This window comes from Streptomyces sp. NPDC104831, assembly GCF_055583025.1.
In genome coordinates this window covers 19,058-41,073 of the sequence record NZ_JBVJOT010000064.1, presented here as the reverse complement: position 1 = coordinate 41,073, position 22,016 = coordinate 19,058, and the positions used below count along the sequence as shown (strand labels likewise).

At 73.0% G+C, this 22,016-nt stretch carries 21 protein-coding genes; 12 read left to right on the top strand and 9 right to left on the bottom strand.

Annotated features, from left to right (window positions below; all coding sequences use genetic code 11):
- The first annotated feature begins 68 nt into the window (after positions 1 to 68).
- On the top strand, positions 69 to 641 hold the full coding sequence (locus ACZ63H_RS32475; protein ID WP_469871273.1) for a PP2C family protein-serine/threonine phosphatase: 573 nt from the start codon (positions 69 to 71) through the stop codon (positions 639 to 641).
- 84 nt (positions 642 to 725) lie between these two features.
- On the opposite strand, the gene ACZ63H_RS32470 is transcribed toward ACZ63H_RS32475, so the two are convergent.
- Complete coding sequence (locus ACZ63H_RS32470) at positions 726 to 1,547, bottom strand: SDR family NAD(P)-dependent oxidoreductase (protein WP_469871271.1); 822 nt, start codon at positions 1,545 to 1,547, stop codon at positions 726 to 728.
- Between the two features lie 117 nt (positions 1,548 to 1,664).
- Here ACZ63H_RS32470 and ACZ63H_RS32465 point away from each other — a divergent pair, with 117 nt between their 5' ends.
- On the top strand, positions 1,665 to 2,294 hold the full coding sequence (locus ACZ63H_RS32465) for a TetR/AcrR family transcriptional regulator (protein ID WP_469871269.1): 630 nt from the start codon (positions 1,665 to 1,667) through the stop codon (positions 2,292 to 2,294).
- Positions 2,295 to 2,582: 288 nt separating this feature from the next.
- On the opposite strand, the gene secD is transcribed toward ACZ63H_RS32465, so the two are convergent.
- From secD to ACZ63H_RS32445, 4 genes are all read right to left on the bottom strand, one after another.
- Entirely contained in the window at positions 2,583 to 4,823 is a 2,241-nt protein-coding gene (gene secD / locus ACZ63H_RS32460; RefSeq protein ID WP_469871267.1) for a protein translocase subunit SecD, read from the bottom strand.
- 53 nt (positions 4,824 to 4,876) lie between these two features.
- Positions 4,877 to 5,380 (bottom strand): hypothetical protein, encoded by a 504-nt coding sequence (locus ACZ63H_RS32455; protein ID WP_469871265.1) that lies wholly within the window; start codon positions 5,378 to 5,380, stop codon positions 4,877 to 4,879.
- An 80-nt stretch (positions 5,381 to 5,460) separates the two neighbouring features.
- Positions 5,461 to 6,162, bottom strand: a complete 702-nt coding sequence (locus tag ACZ63H_RS32450) for a response regulator (protein WP_469871263.1) — start codon at positions 6,160 to 6,162, stop codon at positions 5,461 to 5,463.
- A gap of 2 nt (positions 6,163 to 6,164) precedes the next feature.
- Complete coding sequence (locus ACZ63H_RS32445) at positions 6,165 to 7,118, bottom strand: sensor histidine kinase (RefSeq protein WP_469871261.1); 954 nt, start codon at positions 7,116 to 7,118, stop codon at positions 6,165 to 6,167.
- A 430-nt stretch (positions 7,119 to 7,548) separates the two neighbouring features.
- On the opposite strand from ACZ63H_RS32445, the gene ACZ63H_RS32440 reads away from it, so the two are divergent.
- From ACZ63H_RS32440 to ACZ63H_RS32430, 3 genes are read left to right on the top strand one after another with little or no spacing between them, the layout of a single operon-like run.
- Complete coding sequence (locus ACZ63H_RS32440; RefSeq protein WP_469871259.1) at positions 7,549 to 7,860, top strand: TraR/DksA C4-type zinc finger protein; 312 nt, start codon at positions 7,549 to 7,551, stop codon at positions 7,858 to 7,860.
- Positions 7,861 to 7,910: 50 nt separating this feature from the next.
- Positions 7,911 to 8,282 carry a TraR/DksA family transcriptional regulator gene (locus ACZ63H_RS32435; RefSeq protein ID WP_469871257.1) on the top strand — a complete coding sequence of 124 codons (372 nt, stop codon included), beginning with the start codon at positions 7,911 to 7,913 and terminating at the stop codon, positions 8,280 to 8,282.
- Positions 8,279 to 9,139: a hypothetical protein gene (locus ACZ63H_RS32430; RefSeq protein ID WP_469871255.1), complete on the top strand. Its 861-nt coding sequence runs from the start codon at positions 8,279 to 8,281 to the stop codon at positions 9,137 to 9,139. Before ACZ63H_RS32435 ends, ACZ63H_RS32430 begins: the two co-directional genes overlap by 4 nt.
- Here ACZ63H_RS32430 and ACZ63H_RS32425 read toward each other — a convergent pair.
- Both ACZ63H_RS32425 and ACZ63H_RS32420 read right to left on the bottom strand, forming a co-directional pair.
- A complete protein-coding gene (locus ACZ63H_RS32425) occupies positions 9,136 to 10,146 on the bottom strand; it encodes a methyltransferase (RefSeq protein ID WP_469871253.1) in 1,011 nt (336 codons plus the stop codon). The two genes, ACZ63H_RS32430 and ACZ63H_RS32425, sit on opposite strands and share 4 nt — an antisense overlap.
- 489 nt (positions 10,147 to 10,635) lie before the next feature.
- Positions 10,636 to 11,535 carry a helix-turn-helix domain-containing protein gene (locus ACZ63H_RS32420; RefSeq protein ID WP_469871251.1) on the bottom strand — a complete coding sequence of 300 codons (900 nt, stop codon included), beginning with the start codon at positions 11,533 to 11,535 and terminating at the stop codon, positions 10,636 to 10,638.
- A 97-nt stretch (positions 11,536 to 11,632) separates the two neighbouring features.
- On the opposite strand from ACZ63H_RS32420, the gene ACZ63H_RS32415 reads away from it, so the two are divergent.
- From ACZ63H_RS32415 to ACZ63H_RS32400, 4 genes are all read left to right on the top strand, one after another.
- Positions 11,633 to 12,223, top strand: a complete 591-nt coding sequence (locus tag ACZ63H_RS32415; protein ID WP_469871249.1) for a non-oxidative hydroxyarylic acid decarboxylases subunit B — start codon at positions 11,633 to 11,635, stop codon at positions 12,221 to 12,223.
- 72 nt (positions 12,224 to 12,295) lie between these two features.
- Positions 12,296 to 13,726 carry a non-oxidative hydroxyarylic acid decarboxylases subunit C gene (locus ACZ63H_RS32410; protein ID WP_469871247.1) on the top strand — a complete coding sequence of 477 codons (1,431 nt, stop codon included), beginning with the start codon at positions 12,296 to 12,298 and terminating at the stop codon, positions 13,724 to 13,726.
- 47 nt (positions 13,727 to 13,773) lie between these two features.
- Positions 13,774 to 14,019: a non-oxidative hydroxyarylic acid decarboxylases subunit D gene (locus tag ACZ63H_RS32405; RefSeq protein ID WP_469871245.1), complete on the top strand. Its 246-nt coding sequence runs from the start codon at positions 13,774 to 13,776 to the stop codon at positions 14,017 to 14,019.
- A gap of 272 nt (positions 14,020 to 14,291) precedes the next feature.
- The gene (locus ACZ63H_RS32400) at positions 14,292 to 15,638 is read left to right on the top strand and encodes a dicarboxylate/amino acid:cation symporter (protein WP_469871243.1); all 1,347 of its coding nucleotides are present in this window, start codon (positions 14,292 to 14,294) and stop codon (positions 15,636 to 15,638) included.
- A 356-nt stretch (positions 15,639 to 15,994) separates the two neighbouring features.
- On the opposite strand, the gene ACZ63H_RS32395 is transcribed toward ACZ63H_RS32400, so the two are convergent.
- Positions 15,995 to 17,116 carry a bifunctional class I SAM-dependent methyltransferase/NUDIX hydrolase gene (locus ACZ63H_RS32395; RefSeq protein WP_469871241.1) on the bottom strand — a complete coding sequence of 374 codons (1,122 nt, stop codon included), beginning with the start codon at positions 17,114 to 17,116 and terminating at the stop codon, positions 15,995 to 15,997.
- A gap of 171 nt (positions 17,117 to 17,287) precedes the next feature.
- A complete protein-coding gene (locus tag ACZ63H_RS32390) occupies positions 17,288 to 17,866 on the bottom strand; it encodes a TetR/AcrR family transcriptional regulator (RefSeq protein WP_469871239.1) in 579 nt (192 codons plus the stop codon).
- Positions 17,867 to 18,085: 219 nt separating this feature from the next.
- Here ACZ63H_RS32390 and ACZ63H_RS32385 point away from each other — a divergent pair, with 219 nt between their 5' ends.
- The 3 genes from ACZ63H_RS32385 to ACZ63H_RS32375 all read left to right on the top strand — a co-directional run bounded on the left by ACZ63H_RS32385 (position 18,086) and on the right by ACZ63H_RS32375 (position 21,984).
- Entirely contained in the window at positions 18,086 to 18,907 is an 822-nt protein-coding gene (locus tag ACZ63H_RS32385) for a lipase family protein (protein ID WP_469871237.1), read from the top strand.
- A gap of 462 nt (positions 18,908 to 19,369) precedes the next feature.
- Positions 19,370 to 20,764 carry an MFS transporter gene (locus ACZ63H_RS32380; protein ID WP_469871275.1) on the top strand — a complete coding sequence of 465 codons (1,395 nt, stop codon included), beginning with the start codon at positions 19,370 to 19,372 and terminating at the stop codon, positions 20,762 to 20,764.
- Positions 20,761 to 21,984: an FAD-dependent monooxygenase gene (locus ACZ63H_RS32375; protein WP_469871235.1), complete on the top strand. Its 1,224-nt coding sequence runs from the start codon at positions 20,761 to 20,763 to the stop codon at positions 21,982 to 21,984. Before ACZ63H_RS32380 ends, ACZ63H_RS32375 begins: the two co-directional genes overlap by 4 nt.
- The last annotated feature ends 32 nt before the right edge of the window (positions 21,985 to 22,016 follow it).

Genomic DNA, 22,016 nt, shown 5'->3' with positions numbered 1-22,016 from the left:
ACGACCCCTCAAAAAAGGACGCCCTTTCCTCCTAGACCACGGGGGCGGGGACCAAAAACACGCCCCCGGTGTTGTTGCCCACATTACCCGGAACCCCCCCCCCCCCCCCCCCCCCCCCGGGGCGCGGCGTTCTCGACCAGGCCTACGCCGCCCACCGGGCGATCGCCAGGCACGGCCACGGCATGACCACCGGGCAGCTGCTGCGCGTCCAGCTGGAAACCGGCGCCTGCGAACTGGTCAACGCCGGGCACCCCTGGCCGCTGCGCCTGCGCGGCACGAGCGTGGAAGAGCTGACCATCAAGGTGAACATGCCGTTCGGGGTGCCCGCCCCGGTCACCTACCAGGTGCAACGGCTCCTCCTGGAGCCCGGCGACCGCCTGATCCTGATCACCGACGGCATGCGCGAACGCGCCGCCGCCGCGGTGGACTTCCCCACGCTCCTCCAGGCCACCCGCGACGCACACCCCCGTGAAGTGGTGCGCGCCCTGACCTCGGCGGTGCACGACGCCTGCGGCGGATCCCTGCCCGACGACGCCACCACGATGGTCCTCGACTGGCACGGCAGCCGCACCGGGCAGCGTTACACCCACGCCGGCTCCAACACCCCCGACCCCGGCCCGCCGGTCGGCGCCGGCTGGTAGACGCTTCGCCGACGCGGACGCGGGGCCCGGCCACCGCCGGCGGGAGCCCGACGGCGATCACCCCCGAGCGGTGCCCAGGGCCGGTCAGCCCGGGGCGATGCGGCTGAGGCGCTCCCAGGACCGGTACAGGTCCGTCCGGGCCCGGTTCATCTCCAGGACGTGATCGAAGGACTGGCTGCCGACGATCAGCCGCCGGGGCGGGTCCGGCAGTGCGGACAGCTCCATGATGACCGGAGCGGCGGTGCCCGGCTCCGGGGCGACGTCGTCGCCCCACAACGCCTCCATCCGCGTGCGCAGGGGCTGGTACCGCGCCTGGGGCTCGGTGGTCGTGGTGCCGGTGGTGAACAGGCCGGTGTCGTAACCGCCCATCTGCACGATGGTGACCTTGATGCCGAAGCCCTCGACCTCCATCGCCAGTGCCTCGCTGACCGAGTCCAGCGCGGCCTTGCCCGCGCCGTAGAAGCCGACGGTGGCCATGCCGCCGCCGGTGCCCATCGAGGTGACCTGGAGGAGCCGCCCCCCGCCCTGGGCGCGCAAGTGGGGAAGGACCGCCTGGGTCACCCACACGGCGCCGAAGAAGTTGACGTCGAAATGCGCCCGGATCTGCTCCTCGGTGGCCTCCTCCACCATGCCGTAGAGCATTCCGCCGGCGTTGTTGACGACGACGTCGAGCCTGCCGAACGCGGCGGCCGCCTGTTCCACCCCGTCGAACACGGCCCGGCGGTCGGAGACGTCCAGCGCGAGCGGGACCAGGTGGCCGGGATGCCTTGCGGTCAGTTCCCGCAGCGGCCCGACGTCGCGGGCGGCGGCCACCACGCGGTCGCCGGCGGCCAAGGCGGCCTCGGTGAAGGCCCTGCCCAGGCCGCGGGACGCGCCGGTGATGAGCCAGACCCTTGCTTCCGCCATGATGCCTCACTCCCAGTAAACGAGACGGCTCGTGCCGTTTCGTCGATGAGCCTAGAACATCGCTGCCGACTAAGCAATACGGACCGTCTCGTTTACTTCCTGGAGTAGGGTGACCGCATGTCCAGCGAAAAGGGGCCGGACCACTCCCGGCGCAAGGAACGATCCCGGCAGGCGATCCTCGCGGCCACCCGCGCCCTGGTCGCGGAGGAGGCGTACGACAAGGTCACCGTCGAAGCCATCGCCGCCCGGGCCGGCGTCGGCAAGCAGACGATCTACCGGCGGTGGCCGTCGAAGAGCGCGGTCGTCTTCGCCGCCCTCTTGGCGCTGAGCGAGGGTGCGGACGGGCAGCCCGTCGTGCTGCCGGACACGGGTGACCTGGAGGCCGACCTCAAGCTCGTCATGCGCGCCACGGTCGAGGAGTTCGCCGATCCGGCTTTCGACAGGCTGATACGGGCCCTCCACACCGAGATCGCCAAGGACGACACGCTGGCGGCCGAGTACCGGGAGAAGGTGGCCCGGCCGCTGGACGAGGCGAAGAGGGCGCGCTTGCGCAGCGCCCAGGAGGCCGGCCAGCTCGACGCCGACGCCGACCTCGACCTGGCCCTCGAAGTGCTCTACGCCCCCCTCTTCCAGCGGTGGCTGCACCGCGGCGGTCCGCTGACCGCCGCGTACGCCGACTCGCTCGTCGACGCCACCCTCAGAGCTTTCGGCCCCCGCACCAGGAGCGGACCGACGCCGCCCGGGTGAGCGGAGCGCCGTGCACGGCAGGTGTCGTCCCGCTGTCGTATGTGCTGTCGGCCGCTGCGGCGCCTGCCGTGATCGTCATCATGGGCATACGCATCACACCGGCCGGGGTGGCCGACTTCGACCAAGCCCTGACCGATCACCCCAGCCGAGGCGGCGGAACGCCACGGGGCACGGCGGCTGAAGGCGATCACCTCGACCGGGAACACCGGCTCGATCGCCTTCCACCGGGACCTGCCGCTCCACGTCCCGCAGCCGTGAGGAGCCGCCACCGGCACGCATGGGTGTCGTTCACCGCCGCACCCGGCGGTGGTCGTGCAGTGCGACGGCGGCGGGCGCCGCGGTGAAGACGGAGGAGTACGTGCCGACGGCGAGCCCGATGAGCAGGGCCAGGGCGAAGTCGGTGAGCGAAGGTCCGCCGAATACGGCGAGGGCGGTCAGGATGAAGGCGGCGCCCATGCCCGTGTTCACGGTGCGGGGCAGGGTCTGCAGGACGGCCTCGTTCGCGATGCCGCCCAGCGGTGCCCCGGGCGTGCGCCGGGCCAGTTCCCGGACCCGGTCGAAGAGGACCACCGAGTCGTTGACCGAGTAGCCGACGACGGTGAGCAGGGCGGCCAGGAACACCCCGTCGACGGGCTTGCCGAGCCACGCGAAGACCCCGACGAGGATCACCACGTCGTGGGCGAGGGCCGCGACCGCGGCGGTGCCGAACAGCCAGCGGAAGCGCCACGCGAGGTAGCAGAGCTGCGCTCCGAGGGCCACGGCGAGCGCGATCACGGCGTCCCGGCGCAGTTCCTCGCCCAGGCTGGGTCCGATCAGTTCGTCGCGCAGCTTGTCCGCCCCGCCGGCGAGTCCGCGCACGGTGCCGGTGACCGTGCCCTCTTCCGCGTCGGTCAGGACCTCGGTGCGCACCGTCAGTCCACTTTCGCCGGAGGACTGCACGACGGCGCGGGGGAACCCCGCGTCGGCGAGGGCGGCACGGGCCCGGCCCGGGTCGACGGGGGCGCTGGTGGCGTACTCGATGAGGCGGCCGCCCGTGAACTCCACGCCGAGGTCGATGCCGCGGATCACGATGCCCGAGCCGGCCAGCACGAGCCCGGCGACCGCCGCGGCCAGCCAGCGGCCGGGGTGGCGCATCAGCTGCGGGTTGCGTCGGGTGAGCCGTTCGCGGACGGCACCCGCGGTCGCGAGGCCGGTGACGCGCGGACGACGGCGGACCGGGGCGCGGTTCGCCGCGTACTCGGCGAGCACCCGGGTGATCACCAAGGCGCTGAACATGGAGGCGAGCACGCCGATGCCGAGGGTGACGCCGAAACCCCGCACGGGCCCGGACGCGAGGAAGAACAGCAGAGCGGCCGCGATCAACGTGGTGACGTTCGAGTCGGCGATCGCGCCGAAGGCGTTGCGGAAGCCGGCCGCCAGGGCCGAGCGGGTACTGGGACGGCGGCCGGCCGCGTACTCCTCGCGGGCCCTCTCGAAGACCAGCACGTTGGCGTCCACCGCCATGCCGATCGCCAGGACGAATCCGGCGAGCCCCGGCAGGGTCACGGTGGCCCCGAGCGCGGCCAGGGCCGCGTAGGAGACCAGGCCGTAGCAGACCAGCGCCACGGTGGCCAGCACGCCCATCAACCGGTAGACGACGATGACGAACAGCGCGGTCAGGGCCGTGCCCAGGGTCGCGGCCCAGGCGCTTGCCGTGATGGCCCGCGCGCCCAGGGTCGGACCCACGGTGCGCTGCTCCACCGTCTCGACGGGCACGGGCAGCGCGCCGCCGTTGACGAGCAGGGCCAGTTCGCGGGCTTCCTCCGGGCCGAAGGAGCCCGTGATCCGTGTGGCGCCGTCGCGGATGCCCGACCCGCAGGCCACGGACGGATCGACCTGCGGGGAGGAGATGACCTTGCCGTCGAGGACGATGGCCACGCGCCGGGCCGGATCGCCCGCCGGGTGGCAGGCGGCCTCGCCCGTGAGCCGCGCCCAGCCGTCGCGGCCGGCACCCGCGAAGTCGACGGTGACGTGCCAGCCGGCGCCGCCCTGCTGGTCGAACCGGGCGGCGGCCGCCTTGACGTGACCACCGGTCAGCGCCGGGGCGGCCAGGCGCAACCGTGTCCCCGACTCGTCCGGCAGGACCCTTTCCCCCGGCCGTTCCGGCAGTGGGCGCGGGGTCTTCCCGCCTTGCCCGGCGGCGCCGAGCACCGGGTGGAAGGTGAGCTGCGCGGTGCGGCCCAGCACCTCGGCGGCCTTCCGCGGGTCCTGCACGCCGGGCAGTTCCACGATGATGCGGTGCTCGCCGGAACGGACGAGGGTCGGTTCGGCGACGCCCAGCGCGTCGATGCGGCCGCGCAGCACCTCCAGGGTGCGGTCGGTCGCCTCACGGTCGGCGCGCGCGGTGGCGGTGGGGCGGGTCTCCAGCACGATCTGGGTGCCGCCGCGCAGGTCGAGGCCGTAACGGAGCGGGACGGTGACGGCGATGTACACGGACAGGGCGATCACGGTGAGGGCGAGCAGCGCCCTCACCCGGGCGGAACGGGTCACGGGAAGCCTCCGGCAGGCGCACCACGGCCACGGAAGGGTGCGGCCGGTGGTGTCTAGGGGGATGGGGTGGTGTGTGCTTGGCCGGAGGGCGCGGGCGGTGACCGTCCGCGGTCAGGGGGCGGGGGAGGAGCGGCGGCGGGGAGACGTCCGGCCGTCGGCGGGAGCCACGCCGGGCCGGGCGGGACGAGCACCGTGGTGTCGGGGCAGGCGGTGAGGTCGCCGCGGGGGGCGACGTGCTCGGTGTGCGCGGTGCGGACGGCGGCGTGGCCGGCGCAGGCGGTGTCACAGCGGTCGTCGGCGAGCGGTGCGGCCTCGCGGTGGCCGTCGGCCGCCGCCACCCGGGCGGTGGCCGGTCCGCCCGGCGCGGCACCGGGGGCGACGCCATGGAGCGCGGACGGCGGCACCGACAGGACGGCCCACAGGAGGACAGCGCTCACCGCGATCACCGTGGTGACAGCGGCGGCGAGGGCGCGGGCCACGGGGCAGGGGACGCCGCCGATGCCGGAGGTGCCGCCCGTGCCGCGGGCTCCGGTGGCGGTACGCGTCTCGTGGAGCACGCGCCGCCCCCCTTCCGTTCTGGTCACTCGCTGTGGGACGGCACGACTCCGGTCCCGGTTTCGGACGGGCGGGCGGGCGGTCAGGGTTCGATCAGGCCGACGCGGATGGCGTAGCGGGTGAGTTCGAGGCGGTCGCGCAGGCCCAGCTTCTGCAGGAGGTTCGCGCGGTGCCGCTGGACGGTCTTGACGCTGATGAACAGCAGGTCGGCGATCTCCTTGGAGGAATGCCCCTCGGCGACCAGTTTGAGGACCTCCTCCTCACGAGGGGTGAGAACCTGGTCGGTGGTCTCCTCGCCGTCGCGGACGCGGGCGAGGTAGTTGCGGATCAGCGCGGTGACCGCGCCCGGATAGAGGAAGGGTTCGTTGCGCATCGCGGCCCGGCAGGCGGCGACCAGGTCCTGGTCGGCGACGGACTTCAGGACGTACCCGCAGGCCCCGGCCTTGAGGGCCTGGAAGAAGTACTGCTCGTTGTCGTGCATGGTGAGCATCAGGATGCGCAGGCCCGGCCGGAGCGCGGCCAGTTCGCGGGCGGCCTGCAGACCGGTCAGCCGCGGCATGGCGATGTCGAGCACGGCGAGGTCGACGTCGTGGGTGCGGGCCAGTTCGACGGCCTCGGCGCCGTCCCCGGCCTCGGCGACCACTTCGAGGTCCGGCTCCTGGTCGAGGATGAGCCGCACCCCGCGGCGGACCAGGCGGTGGTCGTCGGCGAGCAGGATACGGATCGCCTGCGTGCCGGTGCCGGCGCTCCTGGCGATGCCCGTGGTCGTGGCGGTGTCGGACATGATCAGGGCTGCTTCCTGGAGACGGGCGCGGTCAGCGTGACCCGGGTGCCGGCGTGGGCGGCCGGAGCGATCTCCAGGCTGCCGCCGATGAGCAGGGCCCGTTCGCGCATGCCACGAATGCCGGCGCCTTCGCGCGGCGCCGTGATGCCGCAGCCGTCGTCGGTGACGGCCAGCACCACCTTCTCATCGGTGTGCCGCAGGGCGACGGTGACCGTTTCCGCGTCCGCGTGCCGCGCGGCGTTGGTCAGCGACTCCTGCGCGACGCGGTAGAGGACCAGCTCCGTCTGCGGGTCCAGGGCGGGCAGCTCGGCGTCGAAACGGCGGCCGACCCGCATCCCGGTGTGGGTGGCGATGCCCTCCGCGAGCGAGGTCAGCGCGCTCACCAGTCCCAGGTCGTCCAGCACACCGGGCCGCAGCCGGCGCACCAGGCGCCGTACCTCGTCCAGGCTCTCCCGGGTGATCTCCTGGGCCTCCCGCAGCTCCTTGCCCAGCGGCTCGGGCGCGTCGTCCGCGGCCCGCTTCAACGCCAGCAGGATCGCGGTCATGGTCTGGCCGACCTCGTCGTGCAGTTCCTGCGCGATACGGCGGCGCTCGGCCTCCTGGGCCAGCAGCACCCGGGCACTGCTGGTGGCCCGCTCCCGTTCCAGGCGCTCCAGCATGGCGTTGAACGTACGGATCACCTCGGCGACCTCACCGCCCCCCTGCGTGGTCAGGCGCTGGCCCGGGCGCAGCAGGTCCACGGTGGCCATCAGCCGCGTGAGGCGGTCCAGCGGAGCGAGGCCGAGCCGCAGCAGCGCGGCGTTGGCCACCAGCATGACCACCAGGCCGCCCACCAGGATGACCGCCTCGGTGAGCACCACCGGCACCGACACGGTCACCGGCGCCCACAGCAACAGCGCCGTGGCCGTACCCAGCACCACGGCGTTCAGAGCGAAGATCCGCCAGAACAACGACACCGGCTCGCGCCTCCCCTTCACCGTGCCGTCGGTTCGCCCGCACTGCCGGGCGCCGCGGCATCCTCATCGGCGTCCATGGTGCAGGAGCGCTCGAGTGAGCCCACGGCCAGCCTGCCCCTGCCCGCGCGTGCCGTCCATGGGGCACGAGATCCATTTCCCCTGGTCACGGCCACCCACGGCGGTCCGCATGGATCTTCCGCCCCCACGCAAATGGGGTCCGCGCCCGATAGGCGTGCGCGGCCGGCCCGCCCAGAGTGGAAGGCGTCACCCCACCGGCGGGTGGCCCGGGCACACCGCCGGGCCACCCGCGCCTGTCACCGGGACGGCACACCCGTGCCGGACGACCCCGGAACCGTGCGGCCCGTACGGCCCCCGGACAGCCGTACGACGCCTCCGACAGGCCGTACGACACCCAGAGAGGAACACCGCCATGTCGCTCGACGTCACCCGGACCGGCCTCCACCCGAACGAGGCGCGGCAGCGCCTGGAGCACGCACGGGCCTCCCGGCTCGCACAGGTGCAGGCGCTCGACGAGAGCGGACGCGGCGCGGACGACCCCCTGCTGTCCGAACAGAAGAACGCCATGAAGCAGATCCTCGAAGAGATCGCGGAAGCCTTCGCCCGCGTCGAGGACGGAACCTACGGAACCTGCCTGGCCTGCGCCAAGCCGATTCCCGCGGAACGGCTGGAGATCCTTCCCTACACCCGCCACTGCGTCACCTGCCGGCTGAGCAGCTCCTGACCATCGCCCGTACGCGTCTTCACCACCGCACGACGACGAGGGGTGACAAGGTGAACCACGGTGCCTCCGGCGGGATCACGACCGCCCTGCCGGCCGAGGACCTGGCCGCGCTGCGCGAGAACCTGAACGAGCAGCGTCTGTTCCGCCGGGAGCAGGTGCGCCGGCTCGCGGGACCGCAGGCCTCCCGGACCCCGGCGGGGGCGGTACGGCAGACGGCCGCGCGGGCCGAGGTCGATGCCAAGCTGGCCGCATACGCCCGTATGGTCCTCACCGACGTGGAGGCGGCCCTGCGGCGCATGGACGAGGGTTCCTACGGCATCTGCCACCTGTGCCGGCGCTCCGTCGGCCTCGAACGCCTGAGGATCGTGCCGCAGGCCCGCTACTGCGGTCGCTGCCGGCAGGCCGAGGAGGTCGGCCCGTGAACGGCGCGCGCCGCCCGTACGCCGTCCCCGCCCGGCACCGCCCCTGGCCGCTGTGCCGGCACTGCTGCGGCATCGCCCTGGACATGGGCAGTGCCCGCACCCGCGCCCTGATCGCCGGCCGCGGTGTGGTGGTGGACGTGCCCACCGAGACCTTCCCCGGCGCCGGCGCGGTCCACCCCATCCAGCGCGGCACGATCATCGACACGCCGGGCTGCGCCCGGATGCTGCGGCGCCTGCTCGCGGACCGCCTGCCCCCTCTCGTACGTCCCGTGGTCGTCATCACCGCCCCCGTTCTCGACGGGCCGGCCTACCGCGCCCAGGCCCGCGCGGCGGTCGACGTGCTGCGGCCGCGTGCCGTCCTCACCGTGCCCAGCGCCCGTGGCATCGCCCTGGCCTCCGGCGCGGACCTCACCCGGCCGCTGCTGGTGGTGGACGTCGGCGCTCACCTCACGGAGCTGGTGCTGCTGAGCGACGGCGCCGTCACCGACGCGCGCCGCACCGCCCTGGGCACCAGCGACCTGGACGACACGACCACGCCCGGGCACATCGCCGAAGCGGTCGCCCGGATGCTGACGGCGATGCTCCACCAGGACCACACCACCCTCACCGCGGACGCCTTGCGGCGCGACGTCCTCCTGGCCGGCGGAGGCGCCCTGCGCCCCGATGTCAGGAACCGGCTCGGCGCCCGGCTCCCCGCACGACTGCACACGGTCCGCGCCCCGCACACCGCGGCGGTCCGCGGCGCGGGGACGCTCCTGCAGGCCGTGCACGCCCATCCGTCGGCCTCGGGAGACGCACAGCACCCCGGCGCGCGGGACGCCTGGCCGGGAACCGACGTCCCGCCTCCCTCCCCCTAGCCGGCGCCCACGGCCTCGACGACGGACAGCACGGTGGGCGTGGGCACGATCCGCCGCAGGCGCAGCCCCGCCTCCGCGAAGAGCCGGACGAAGTCCTCTTCGGTGCGCTCCCGTCCCACCAGGGAGGCCATCATCATCAGGTCGAGGGTCTTGGACTGGTGGGGCAGGTCACCGGGTGGCACGACGGCGTCGATGACGAGGACGCGTCCGCCGGGTGCCATGGCCCGCCGGCAGTTGCGCAGGATCGTGGCGGACTGCTCGTCGTCCCAGTCGTGGAGGATGCGCTTGATGAGGTAGACGTCCGCCGACGGGACCGAGGAGAAGAAGTCGCCCTCGGCTGTGGACCAGCGGCCGGCGATGTCGGCATGGCCGCCCAGCCGGTGGCCGGCGAGGACATGCGCCTGGTCGTGGAGCACTCCGTGCAGGCCGGGCCCTTGGCGGAGCACCTCCAGGAGCAGGCCGCCGTGGCCGCCGCCGACGTCCACGACGGTGCCCGTGGGCGGGAAGTCGTAGGCCCCCGCGATGGGTTCGTTCTCGTGGTCCGATAGGGCGGCCATGCCCACGTGGAAGACGGCGGCGGTTTCCGGGTCGCGCGCGAAGTGGTCGAAGAACGTCGTCCCGAAGATGCCGGTGAAGGCGGAGCCGCCGTCGGTCAGGCAGCGGTGCATCTCCCCGGCGGGGCGCCACATGGTGGCGTCGGTGAGCATGAGGATCGCGGCACGGGCGGAATGAGGGGCGTCGGAGCGCAGTGCCTGACCGGTGGAGGTCAGCCGGAACCGCCCCGCGCCCGCCTCCTCGACCACGCCGCGCGTGGCGAGCAGCCGCAGGACTCGCCCGAGGTTGCGGGCGTCGGTCCCGGTCGCTTCGGCGAGCCGCTCGACGCTCTCGGCGCCGTCCGTCATGTGGTCGGCCACCCGCACGGCAGCGGCGGCGCGCAGCGCAGCGGGGAACAGGAAGCCCAGACTCTCGTCGATCAGCCGGGCGGCGGATTGCCGTGCCGTGTTCATTGCTGTGTCACCTCTTCGTGGCGGGTCCCCGCCCCCGGGGGCAGGAGCACGCGTGCGGGACGGGCGCGGGCGGGTGCTCCAGGTGGCGGGGACGGCGGGGACGGCGGTCGCGGGCGGGGGCCGCACGGTCGCGGTGACCGGTGTCGGCGGGGCGGCGGGTCCGATGAGGCCGCTGGTCCCAGTGCATCCTCTCGGGCACCGAGCGGCCAGAGGGCTTCCGGCCGTCTTCACCCGGACGTGGACAGGTCCCGCCCGGCTGCCGCGGCCGGTCCTGCCGGACGTCCCTGCGACGGGCGGACCGATGCACGCGGGACGCGGCCCGCTCCCGCGGTACGCGCGTGCCGGCGGGGCCGGACCGCGGGGCCGGGACCCCACGGGGCCGCCGGACCGGGGACGCCTCCCGGTCGTCGGCACGCCGGCACGCCGGGCGCCGACGTGCCACGGCCCGGCCGGGTCGGGCCCCGGTTCCGGGTGCCGACGGCCGTGCGGTCAGGCGCCGCGGGCCGTCGCGCGGAAGGCCGTCGGTGTCGTGCCCGTCCGCTGCCGGAAGAACTTGGTGAAGTCGCTGGCGTCGGCGAAGCCGAGACGTGCCGCCACGGCGGCGACGGTCGACGTGCCGTGCGCCAGCTCCCGTCTGGCCTCCAGCACCACGCGTTCGTCGATGTAGCGCTTCGCCGGCATGCCGGTGGCGGCCTCGGTCGCCCGGGTGAGGGTGCGACGGCTGTAGCCCAGTGCCGCCGCGTAGTCCTCCACCCGGCGGGTGACCGCGAAGTCGCGTTCCACGGCCGTGCGGAAACGGCGGAACGTCTCGTTCGGGGCCGGTCCGCCGGGCTCGGACCCGTACGCCCTCGCCAGGCGCACCATCAGCACCGCCAGCAGATGCCGCAGCACCTGCACGTGGGACTCCAGGGGCAGCTCGGCCATGGCCTCGTACTCGTACCGCAAGTGGTCCAGTGCCCGGCGCAGGCCCTCCGCGTGCGGGGCGTGCGGTCTGAGGGGGGCCCGGGCGGACGCCAGGTCGGCGACCGAGGCGGCGGCCGTCTCCGTGTCGGGGAAACCCGGGGGAAAGGCGACCACCAGGCCCTCGGCCCCCGGCAGGTCCGCGCCCCAGCGCTGCACCTGCCCGGGACGGATCCACAGCCAGTCGCCGCCGGACAGTTCGTACCGGGTGAAGTCCACCGAGACCGTCAGCCGGCTGCCCGGCCGCACGGTGACCAGCTGGTGAAAGGCCGGGCGCAAGGACGCGTACGGATCGTTGCCGTGCCGGCGGGCGCGCTCGGCCAGTCCCGCCAGCCCGACCAGCTCCAGGCCCGGCGGGGAACCAGCCGTACGCCGCAGGGCGAGGTCCCGGATGACCGACCGCCGCGCAACCTGTCCGCTTTTCCCCATGCCGAGTCCCGAGTGTACCGCCGCACCCCGTCGCCGGGCTCCTAGCGTGAGGACACAGGCGCTGATCAGCGCGGTACACGCGGAAGGAAAGCCCGGTATGAGACTGGTCGTGGGGATGACGGGGGCCACCGGCGCCGTGTTCGGTGTCCGGTTCCTCCAGGCGCTGGCCCAGCTGCCGGACGTCGAGACCCATCTGGTCCTCAGCCGGTGGGCGCGCACGACGATCGAGCTGGAGACGGGCCTGTCCGCGAGCGGGGTCGGCGACCTGGCCGACGTCGTGCACCGGCCGGAGGACCAGGGCGCCGCCATCTCCTCCGGGTCGTTCCGCACGGACGGCATGGTGATCGTGCCGTGCTCCATGAAGACGCTCGCCGGGATCCGCGCGGGCTACGCCGACAGCCTGGTCGGACGCGCCGCCGACGTGGTGCTCAAGGAGCGCCGCCCGCTCGTCCTCGTCCCGCGCGAGACACCGCTGAGCGAGATCCACCTGGAGAACATGCTCGCGCTCTCCCGGATGGGCGTACGGCTGGTGCCGCCCATGCCCGCCTTCTACAACCACCCGCGGTCGGTGGACGACATCGTCGACCACGTCGTGGCCCGGATCCTGGACCAGTTCGACCTGCCCGCGCCCGCCGCCAAGAGGTGGGAGGGCATGCGCGCCGCCCGCCTGCCGCGACCGGCTTCCTGACCCTCCTCGCGGGCCCCCGCGCCCCGGCGCCCCCCCCCGCATCCCGCCCCTTTCCGCTTTCACGGAGTACCCATGCCTTACGACGACCTGCGCGGTTTCCTCGGCACGCTGGAGAAGGAAGGCCAGCTGCTGCGCATCACCGAAGAAGTCCTTCCCGAACCCGATCTGGCCGCGGCGGCCAACGCCGCCGGCCGCATCGGCGAAGGCGCGCCCGCCCTCTGGTTCGACAACGTCAAGGGCTTCACCGACGCCCGTATCGCCCTGAACGTCCATGGCTCCTGGGCCAACCACGCCCTCGCCCTCGGACTGCCCAAGCACACTCCGGTCAAGGAGCAGGTGGAGGAGTTCGCCCGGCGCTGGGACGCCTTCCCGGTCGCCCCCGAGCGGCGCGAGGACGCCCCGTGGCGGGAGAACACGCAGGAGGGCGACGACGTCGACCTGTTCTCGGTCCTTCCCCTGTTCCGCCTCAACGACGGCGACGGCGGCTTCTACCTCGACAAGGCGGCCGTGGTCTCCCGCGACCCCGAGGACCCCGGCCACTTCGGCAAGCAGAACGTCGGGACCTACCGCCTCCAGGTCGTCGACCGGAACCGGCTCGCGATACAGCCCGTCCCCGTGCACGACATCGCGATCCACCTGCGCAAGGCGGAGGAGAGGGGCGAGGACCTCCCCATCGCCATCACCCTCGGCAACGACCCGGTGATGGCCATCGTGGCCGGGATGCCGATGGGCTACGACCAGAGCGAGTACGAGATGGCCGGCGCCCTGCGCGGCGCGCCCGCCCCGATCGCCACCGCCCCCCTCACCGGCTTCGACGTGCCCTGGGGCTCCGAGGTCGTCATCGAAGGCGTCATCGAGAGCCGCAAGCGGCAGATCGAGGGCCCCTTCGGCGAGTTCACGGGGCACTACTCCGGCGGCCGTCGCATGCCCGTCGTCCGCATCGACCGCATCTCCTACCGCACCGACCCGGTCTTCGAGTCCCTCTACCTGGGCATGCCGTGGACCGAGTGCGACTACCTCGTGGGCCCCAACACCTGTGTCCCGCTGCTGAAGCAGCTGCGCGCCGAGTTCCCCGAGGTCCAGGCCGTCAACGCCATGTACACGCACGGCCTGCTGGCCGTGATCTCCACCAAGAAGCGGTACGGCGGCTTCGCCAAGGCCGTGGCCATGCGCGCCATGACGACCCCGCACGGCCTCGGGTACATCACCACGGTCATCGTCGTCGACGAGGACGTCGACCCGTTCGACCTGCCGCAGGTCATGTGGGCGATGTCGTCGAAGGTCAACCCGGCCGACGACGTCGTGATCCTGCCCAACCTCTCCGTGGTGGAGCTGGCACCCGCCGCCCAGCCGGCGGGCCTGACCAGCAAGATGATCATCGACGCCACCACACCCGTGCATCCCGACGCGCGCGGCAACTTCTCCACGCCCACCAAGGACCTCCCCGAGGCGAAGGACTGGGCGGCCAGGCTCCAGCGCCTGCTGTCCGAAGCCCGCGGCTGACCCCGTCTGTGGCACCCACCCGACCCCGCACCAAGGAAGGCACCCCCATGACCGACTGCTGTCCCCGCTGTGCCCATGAGAGCGTCAGGACCCTGCACTCCTCGCCCGTCCCCGGTGTCTGGGACGTCGTGCAGTGCGGGCGCTGCCTCTACACGTGGCGGACCAGCGAACCGGACCGGCGCACACGGCGCGCCGCCTACCCGGAGGCGTTCCGGCTGACCTGCGAGGACATGGCGAACGCCGCCGAGGTACCGGCCGTCCCGCCTCTGCGCACCGACGGCGCACACCGGTAGAGCGGGCGGGCGCGAGACCCTCAAAGAAGTACTTTGAGGGTCTCAAAGTACAAGTGTTAACGTATCCGGTGTGAAGACAGCCGTGCGCCTCCGTGAACCCATGAGCCCCCTGCTCGTGGTGCGCCTGCATGTCGATCTGTGCCGCTGTATGTCCGCGGTCTGTTGCCGCGCAGTCTGACCGGCATCATGCAGCGGCGCCGCCCGGAGCGCGCGTGCGCCGCACCCACCCCGTCCGTCCGTATTCCCCGATACGCCCTCACTGGAGTGTGTCCGTGTCCGCGTCCGCGAGCACCGAAATCCCCGCCAAGCCCGTCCGGAGCGGCATACCCTCGGTGCCCTTCTGGGCCCAGATCGTCGCCGGTCTCGTCCTCGGCGTCGTCCTCGGCTGGGTCACCCGCAGCTTCGACGTGCAGTGGCTGTACACCACGCTCGACAAGATCGGCCACATCTTCGTCCAGCTGCTGAAGCTGGCCGTCGCCCCGCTGGTCTTCTTCGCGATCCTGGTGTCCATCACCAACCTGCGCAAGGTGAACAACGCCGCCCGGCTGGCCTCCCGCACCCTGCTCTGGTTCATGGTCACATCGCTGATCGCGGTCGCGATCGGCCTCGCGATCGGCCTGGTCACCAACCCCGGCGCGGGCACCGGCCTCACCCCGAAGGACGGGAAGAAGCCCGAGTACGCCGGCTCCTGGCTGGACTTCCTCACCGGCATCGTCCCGACGGACGTCATCACGCCCTTCACCGAGCTGAACGTCCTGCAGATCGTCTTCATGGCCGCCGTCGCCGGCATCGCCGCCCTGAAGCTCGGTGAGAAGGCGCAGCCGATCCTCACCCTCAGCGAGTCGGTCCTGGAACTGCTGCAGAAGGCCCTGTGGTGGGTCATCCGCCTCGCCCCGCTCGGCACCGTCGGCCTCATCGGCTACGCCATCGCCGACTACGGCTGGGACCTCATCGGCAAGTACGCGACCTTCACCGCCGACGTCTACATCGGCTGCGCCCTGGTCCTCTTCGGCGTCTACCCGCTGCTGCTGGCGACCGTCGCCAAGGTCAACCCGGTCCAGTTCTTCAAGGGTGCCTGGCCCGCCATCCAGCTGGCCTTCGTCTCCCGCTCGTCCGTCGGCACCATGCCGGTCACGGTCAAGGTCACCGAGCGCCTCGGCGTGCCGAAGGAGTACACCTCGTTCGCCGTGCCGTTCGGCGCCACGACGAAGATGGACGGCTGCGCCGCGATCTACCCGGCCCTTGCCGCCATCTTCATCGCCCAGATCTTCGACGTGCACCTGAGCATCGGCGACTACCTGCTGATCGCCTTCGTCTCGGTGATCGGTTCCGCGGCCACCGCCGGTCTCACGGGCGCCACGGTCATGCTGACGCTGACCCTGTCCACGCTGGGCCTGCCGCTGGAGGGCGTGGGCCTGCTGATGGCGATCGACCCGGTGCTGGACATGATGCGCACGGCCACCAACGTCGCCGGCCAGGCACTGGTCCCGGTCGTCGTCGCCGCCCGCGAGAAGATCCTCGACCTCGACGCGTACAACTCCGCCTCGGGATCTCCGGTGGACGACGAGTACGGCGTGCGCGACGCCGAGCAGAAGGTGAACGTGCCGGTCACCGCCTGACGCTCCCCGACACGATGGCGCCCTCACCGGCCGGCAGGCCGACGGGGGCGCTTCGTGCGTGCGGCCACGGGCCGCCGGTCCGGATCGGCGGATGGGGGAGGAGTCGCCGCGCGCGGCGGTCGTGGAGGCGCCGTGCGCCGACGCGCCCCCGTCGCCGAGCCGCCCCGAGGCGGTCTCCGCCGAGGCGGCGTGGGTCCGGGCGGCGACAGCAGCCGGACAAGCCCGTCTCCTGGTCGCGGTGGCGGGTGGCCCCGACGGTGAGGACCCGGGCCGCGCTCGCGGACGGGACGCCGACCACCTTGGGCCGCCGCCGCGCGCGACGTCGGCCGGGGCCGCCCCGCACCGCGTGGACGAGGTCACCGCACGGGCGGCGCCCCGTCCGCGCCGCGGTCGTCCTCTCGCGCAGCCGCGGCCGTCCCGCCTGCCACGGGAGGGACGGCGGTCGCGCACGGGTAGGAGTGAACGGGCGGCAGCCCCCGCCGCGCCGCGGGCCACACCGCGCCCAACGCCGACGCGGAAGGCGCGAAGACCTTCCCCAGGCCGGCCAGGGCGTCCGGGTCGTGCCACTCCCAGCGCACGAACCGGTGCGGCTCGCACACGTGGGGCTGCCCGTCCCACGCGGTGACGCGGACCACGGCGGTGACCCGGCGCACGTCGAGCCGGTCGTCGTGGAGGACCGAGACGAGGCGGGCGTCCTCCGCGCGCGCCGTCAGCCCGGTCTCCTCCCACAGTTCCCGCACGGCGGCAGCCGGTGCGCTCTCACCCGTCTCGACGCGCCCTCCCGGCAGTTCCCACACGCCCTCGGTGGAACGCCCCAGCAGAACCCGCCCGGACGCGTCGGTGACGATCGCGGCGGCGCCGAAGACGGCGTCCGGCTCGGGCGCCCGTCGCTTCTCCTGCGCGGTGAACGTCCGGCGCCGTCCGCGCAGCACCAGCACCGCCAGGCCCTCCGCGTCGAACCGTTCGGCGTCCGCGAACCCGTCCGAGAGCGCGGCGAGTTCGGCCTCGTCCAGGGCGATGTGGCGCCGCTCGGCCGGGGTACGCTCCGCGACCGGGGTGATGACGACGAGCGCCCCGCCCGGGCGCAGCCGCGCGGCCAGCCGGCCGACAGCCCAGGTGCGGTTGCCGAGGAAGGCAGCGGACAGCCGCATGGTCACCAGGTCGTAGCCGTCCTCGGCCAGAGCGTCCAGGTCGTCGTGCTCGATGTCCAGGCACAGCCAGCGCACCCCCGCCACGGCGGTGTGCTCCGCGCGGGCCCGCTCGAGGGCGCCCTCGGCGAAGTCGACGGCGTCGACCGCGTAACCGGAAGACGCCAGGCAGGCCGCCAGTTCACCGGTGCCGCAGCCGACGTCGAGGGCTCGGCCGCCGACGGGCGCCGGGGTGTGCTCGGCCAGCAGGCCCTTCTCCTCCTCGCCCAGGCGGCGGAAATCCCGGCCGCCGTCGTAGTGGCGGGACCAGTCCGCTCGCGTGTAGCCCACGGAAACCTCCTCGTGCGTCGGCGGCCGCCACGGTGGCCGCCCGGGCACCGCACCTCCCGGACGATCGTGAGGCGCGATCGTGAAGCTCAACGACCGCGCGGGGATGTCGAACCGGCGTGTTCCGGCCGACTGCGCAGTCCCGACCCGGAGTCGGGGGCACGGGTCCGTGGGTCAGAGCACGGCGAGGCGCTCCACCAGCAGCTCCACCCTCTGCTCGGTGTACTCCGGCGGCAGCCGTCCGGCCCGGGTCAGGGTCGCGACCCCGTGCAGGGACGCCCAGAACACCTCGGTGAACAGCTCCGGGGGGACACCGTCCCCGGCGACCTCGCCGAGGCATTCCAGCAGCGCGGCGAAAGCGTCCTTGAGGGGTGCCGGGGTGTCCTCCTGGGCGTACGCGAGTCCGCCGTCGAGCTGGAACAGGGCGTCGTAGACCGCGGGGTTGCCTGCGGCGAAGCCGAGGTAGGCGCGGGCGAGGGCGGTGACCCGGGCGCGGGGGCCGTCCGCGGCGGAGGTGGCGGCCCTCAGCGCCGCGGCCAGCTCGGTGGCGCCTTCGAGGGCGACGGCGCCGATGATCTCCCGTTTGCCGCGGAAGTGGCTGTAGAGGACGGGCTGGCTGTACTCGATGCGCTCGGCGAGCCGGCGGGTGGTGACCGCGTCCCAGCCCTGCTGCTCGGCGAGTTCACGGGCTGTCGCCACGATGAGGCGTTCCCGCTCCGCCCGCTCGCGCTGCTTGCGTTCCTGTACCGACATGACGCGATCCTAGCATCGCTAGACAATCAAGCGGCAGCAGATCCAGCGTTGACTCATGAAGTGGCGGCGGCGGTCGGCGCCCTGGGCCGTATGGGTGGACGCGGGTGTGTCGGCTCCGGGGCGGTCGGTGGGAGAGGCATATGACGAAGGAGCGGCCAGGAGGCGTGAACGGCCGACCCGTAAAGCCGATGCCCGGTCCGGGGCGAGGAGGATGTCGCTGTGCCTGTTCCCGTGGAGATCGATCAGCGTTCGACCGGCTACAGCCTCGAACGTGCTTACTGGCTCGCGCTGGCCGCGGACCTGGCGTACAAGGACGAAGCCGTCATCGAGGCGCAGGCGAGGAAGTGGGGGTTCGGCACCGTCCGCCACCACGAGACCCGCTTCACCCCGCCGTTCCCGCTCCAGGACACCCAGGCCTACACCATGGCCGGCGACAACATGATCGTCACCGCGTTCCGCGGCACCGAACCCCGGCAGATCAAGGACTGGCTCTCCGACGCCACGACCCCGCCCCGGCAGGGTCCGGCCGGTACCGGACACGTCCACGACGGGTTCGGCGAGGCGCTGGAGTCGATCTGGCCCGACGTGAAGGACACCCACGCCGAACTGCGCACCAACGGCCAGACCGTCTGGTTCACCGGACACAGCCTGGGCGGGGCACTCGCCATGCTCGCCGGCGCCCGCATGTATCTGGAGGACCCGCGCCTGGCCGCCGACGGCGTCTACACCTACGGCCAGCCGCGCACCTGCGATGCCGCCCTGGCCAGGGCCTACAACAAGGGCTACAAGGGCCGGATGTACCGGTTCGTGAACAACAACGACATCGTCCCCCAGATGCCGCCCGCACCCCCCTACTCCCACGTCGACGCACTGCGCTACATCGACTCCCACGGCAAGGTCCGCGACACCATGCCGGTGATCGGCGGACTGTTCGACCACGCGGCAGGACTGACCGCCGACCCGCTCGCACCCGCCTCCGACGGCGTCCGCGACCACTTCATGCACAGCTACCTCGCCGCGCTGGAGAAGAACCTCTCCTGACACCGGTCGGTCGCCGTCGAACCGGCCCCACACGCTGTCGGCTGCCCTGTCCGTCCGGTCGCGGGTGCGGTGGGGCTTCCGGCCGAGCCCGTGCCCGGGGTGAGGGGGCGTCTGGTGCGGAGGCACCAGGCCGGGTGGGTGGCTGGTGCGGGTGGACCAGGGCGGGACGGTCGCTGAGGGCGATGCCCGAGAGGCCGCCGGAGGGGAGCGTGGGGGGTGCGCGGGATCCTCGCGCATCCGCTTCTCGTCCAGTGGTGTCTGGGGTGGTCAGCAAGTGATGGTCTTCTTACGCCGGATCAGGCGGTGCGCGTTCCGGTGGCGCCGGCCGGTGGGCGACAGACGGCTCGGTGGTCTGCCGCCGGAGGGGCGGGCCGAGCCCTTCCCGGTGCCCGGCACCGCGGCACGGAAGGTGTGCGGTCCGCTGGGGGAGTGCCGGTGAAGGGGACGGCCGTATCCGAAGCCGTGGGTTCGCCGGTCCGTCTCCGCCCCGGGTGGGTGCCGGTCGGTGCGCTCGGAGTCCTGGCGTCGGCTCTCGGCGCTCTGCAGTCCGTGGTGGAGCCCGCGCTGCCCCTGTTGCAGCGTGAGCTGGAGGTCAGTGCCGCCGAGGGGGCCCTGATCGGGAACGTGCTCCTCGTGACCGGCGCGGTCGTCACTCCCGTCGCCGGCAAGCTCGGCGACCGTTACGGCGGCAAGCGGGTGCTGGTCGGCCTGATGGCCGTGGTGTCGGCGGGTGGCCTGCTGGCCGGTTCGGCTCCGGGTCTGCCGGTGTTGCTGCTCGGCCAGATCCTGCAGGGTGTCATGGTGGGGGCGCTGCCGCTGTCGTTCATCCTGGTGCGCAAACACCTCACGGCAGGACAGTCACAAGCGGCGATCGGGGTGGTCGTCGCGTTGTTCACCGGCGGCGGCATGGTGGGGGTGGCGTGTGCCGGGCCGGTCGCGGAGGCACTGTCCTGGCAGTGGATGTTCCTCCTGCCGACGATCGTGGTCGTCGCGGCGACGTCCGCCGTGGCCCGGCTGTTGCCGGATGATCCGCCGGGCCGGTCGCAGGAGCGGATCGACTGGGCCGGCACGGTGTTGCTGAGCGGCACGCTGCTCGCGTTCATGGTCGGGCTCGTGACGGTGACGGGGGGCGGCGGTGCGCCACCGCCGGTGGCCGGTGCCATCGCGGTGACCGTGGCCGCCCTCGCGACCGGGTGGGTCGTGGTCGAGCGCCGGGCGGCCTCGCCGATGGTCGATCTGCGGATGCTGGCCAAGCCCGCGATGTGGAGTGCGTGTGCGCTCACCTTCGTCATGACCGCCACCTCCGGCATGGTGCTCTTCCTCCTCCCGCAGCTGTTCGCCGTGCCGGCCGACGGGTACGGCTTCGGGGCCGACACCACCGACATCGGCCTGCTCCTGCTGCCCGGCGCCGTCGCCGGGGCGGTGAGCGATTCGGTCGGCGGCATCGCGGCGCGGCGATTCGGCCCGCGCACCGTGGTCGTGGTGGGCACCGTCGTCACGGCGGCCACGATGACCGCCCTGACGACGCTGCACAGCGCGCAGTGGCAGCTCGTCCTCGCGAAGGTGCTGACCGCGTTCGCCGCGGGCGTCGGTACCACGGCGTTGCTGGCCGGCACCGCCACCGCCATCCGGACCGAGGACATCGGCATCGCCACCGGCCTGCTCGTGGTCACACGCGTGATCGGTGTCGCCCTGGGCGCCCAGGTGGCCGGCGCGATCCTCGGCGCCGGGGCCGATCCGGCGACGGGCCGGCCGGCCGAATCGGCTTTCGTCACGGGATTCGCCGTCGCCGGACTCGTCGCCGCACTGTCACTGCTCGTTGTCCACCTCACGAAGCACAAGGGAGCCCAGGCATGACACTCGACGGCCTGCAGGCGGACGTGAGCACCGCCGAGAAGCGCACGGTTCTGATCTCCGGGGCCGGTGTCTCCGGACCCGCGCTGGCGTACTGGCTGCACCGGTCGGGGTGCGTGGTCACCGTGGTGGAGAAGGCAGGGGCACCGCGCGACGGTGGCTACCCGGTCGACATCCGCGGTACCGCACTGGAGGTGGTCCGGCGGATGGGAATCCTGCGCCGACTGCGGGAGGCACATGTCGACTCGCGTCGGGTCACCTTCCTCGACGCCGACGGCGGTGAAGTCGCCTCGCTCGCCCCCCATACCGTTGCGGGCGGTGCCGGGGGACGCGACCTCGAGGTGCGTCGCGGGGACCTGGCCGCGATCCTCCACGCGCTGGTCCGCGACGACGTGGAATTCCTGTTCGGCGACTGCGTCGACATCCTCGACCGGTCCGGACAGGGTGTCGACGTCACATTTCGCAGCGGGCGGCGGCGCACGTTCGACCTCGTGGTCGGCGCCGACGGTACGCACTCGCGTACCCGGGAGCGCCGGTTCGGCCCCGAAGAACGGTTCCACCGCTACCTCGGGTACTGCTTCGCCATATTCACCGTGCCCAACACCTTCGGGCTTTCCCGCGAGGTCGTGCTGTGGAACACGCCGGGCAGAGCCGCCGCCCTCTACGCCGTCGCGGACAACGACGAGCTGCACGCCTTCTTGAACTTCCATCAACCCCGGCCCCCGGTCGACGCCCTCCACTGCCCAGACGCCCAGCGGGACCTCGTCGCCAGGGTCTTCGCGGGCGCGGGATGGGAGGTCGCCGGCCTGGTCGGCGCCATGCGCGACGCGGACGACCTGTTCTTCGACACGGCCGGCCAGATCCGTATGCCCCACTGGTCCAGGGACCGCGTCGCGCTCGTCGGCGACGCCGCGTACGCACCCTCCTTCCTCACCGGACAGGGCACGAGCCTCGCGCTGGTCGGCGCCTACATGCTCGCCCACGCCCTGGCCGCGCACCAGGACCACACCGCCGCCTTCGCCGCCTACGAACACGGCATGCGCGGCTTCGCGGCCATGAACCAGGAACTGGCCGAAGACGGTGCGGCCACGCTCTTCCCCCTCACGGCACGGGCCTTGGAGCAACGGAACAGCATGCTGCGCGGCCTCGTCACCCTGCCCTCCGCGACAGCACGACCGGCCCACTCGGCCCTGACGCTGCCCGGATCCGCTCCGGTGCCCTGATCCGGCATACCCGCCGGCTGCCCCGCTGCCCG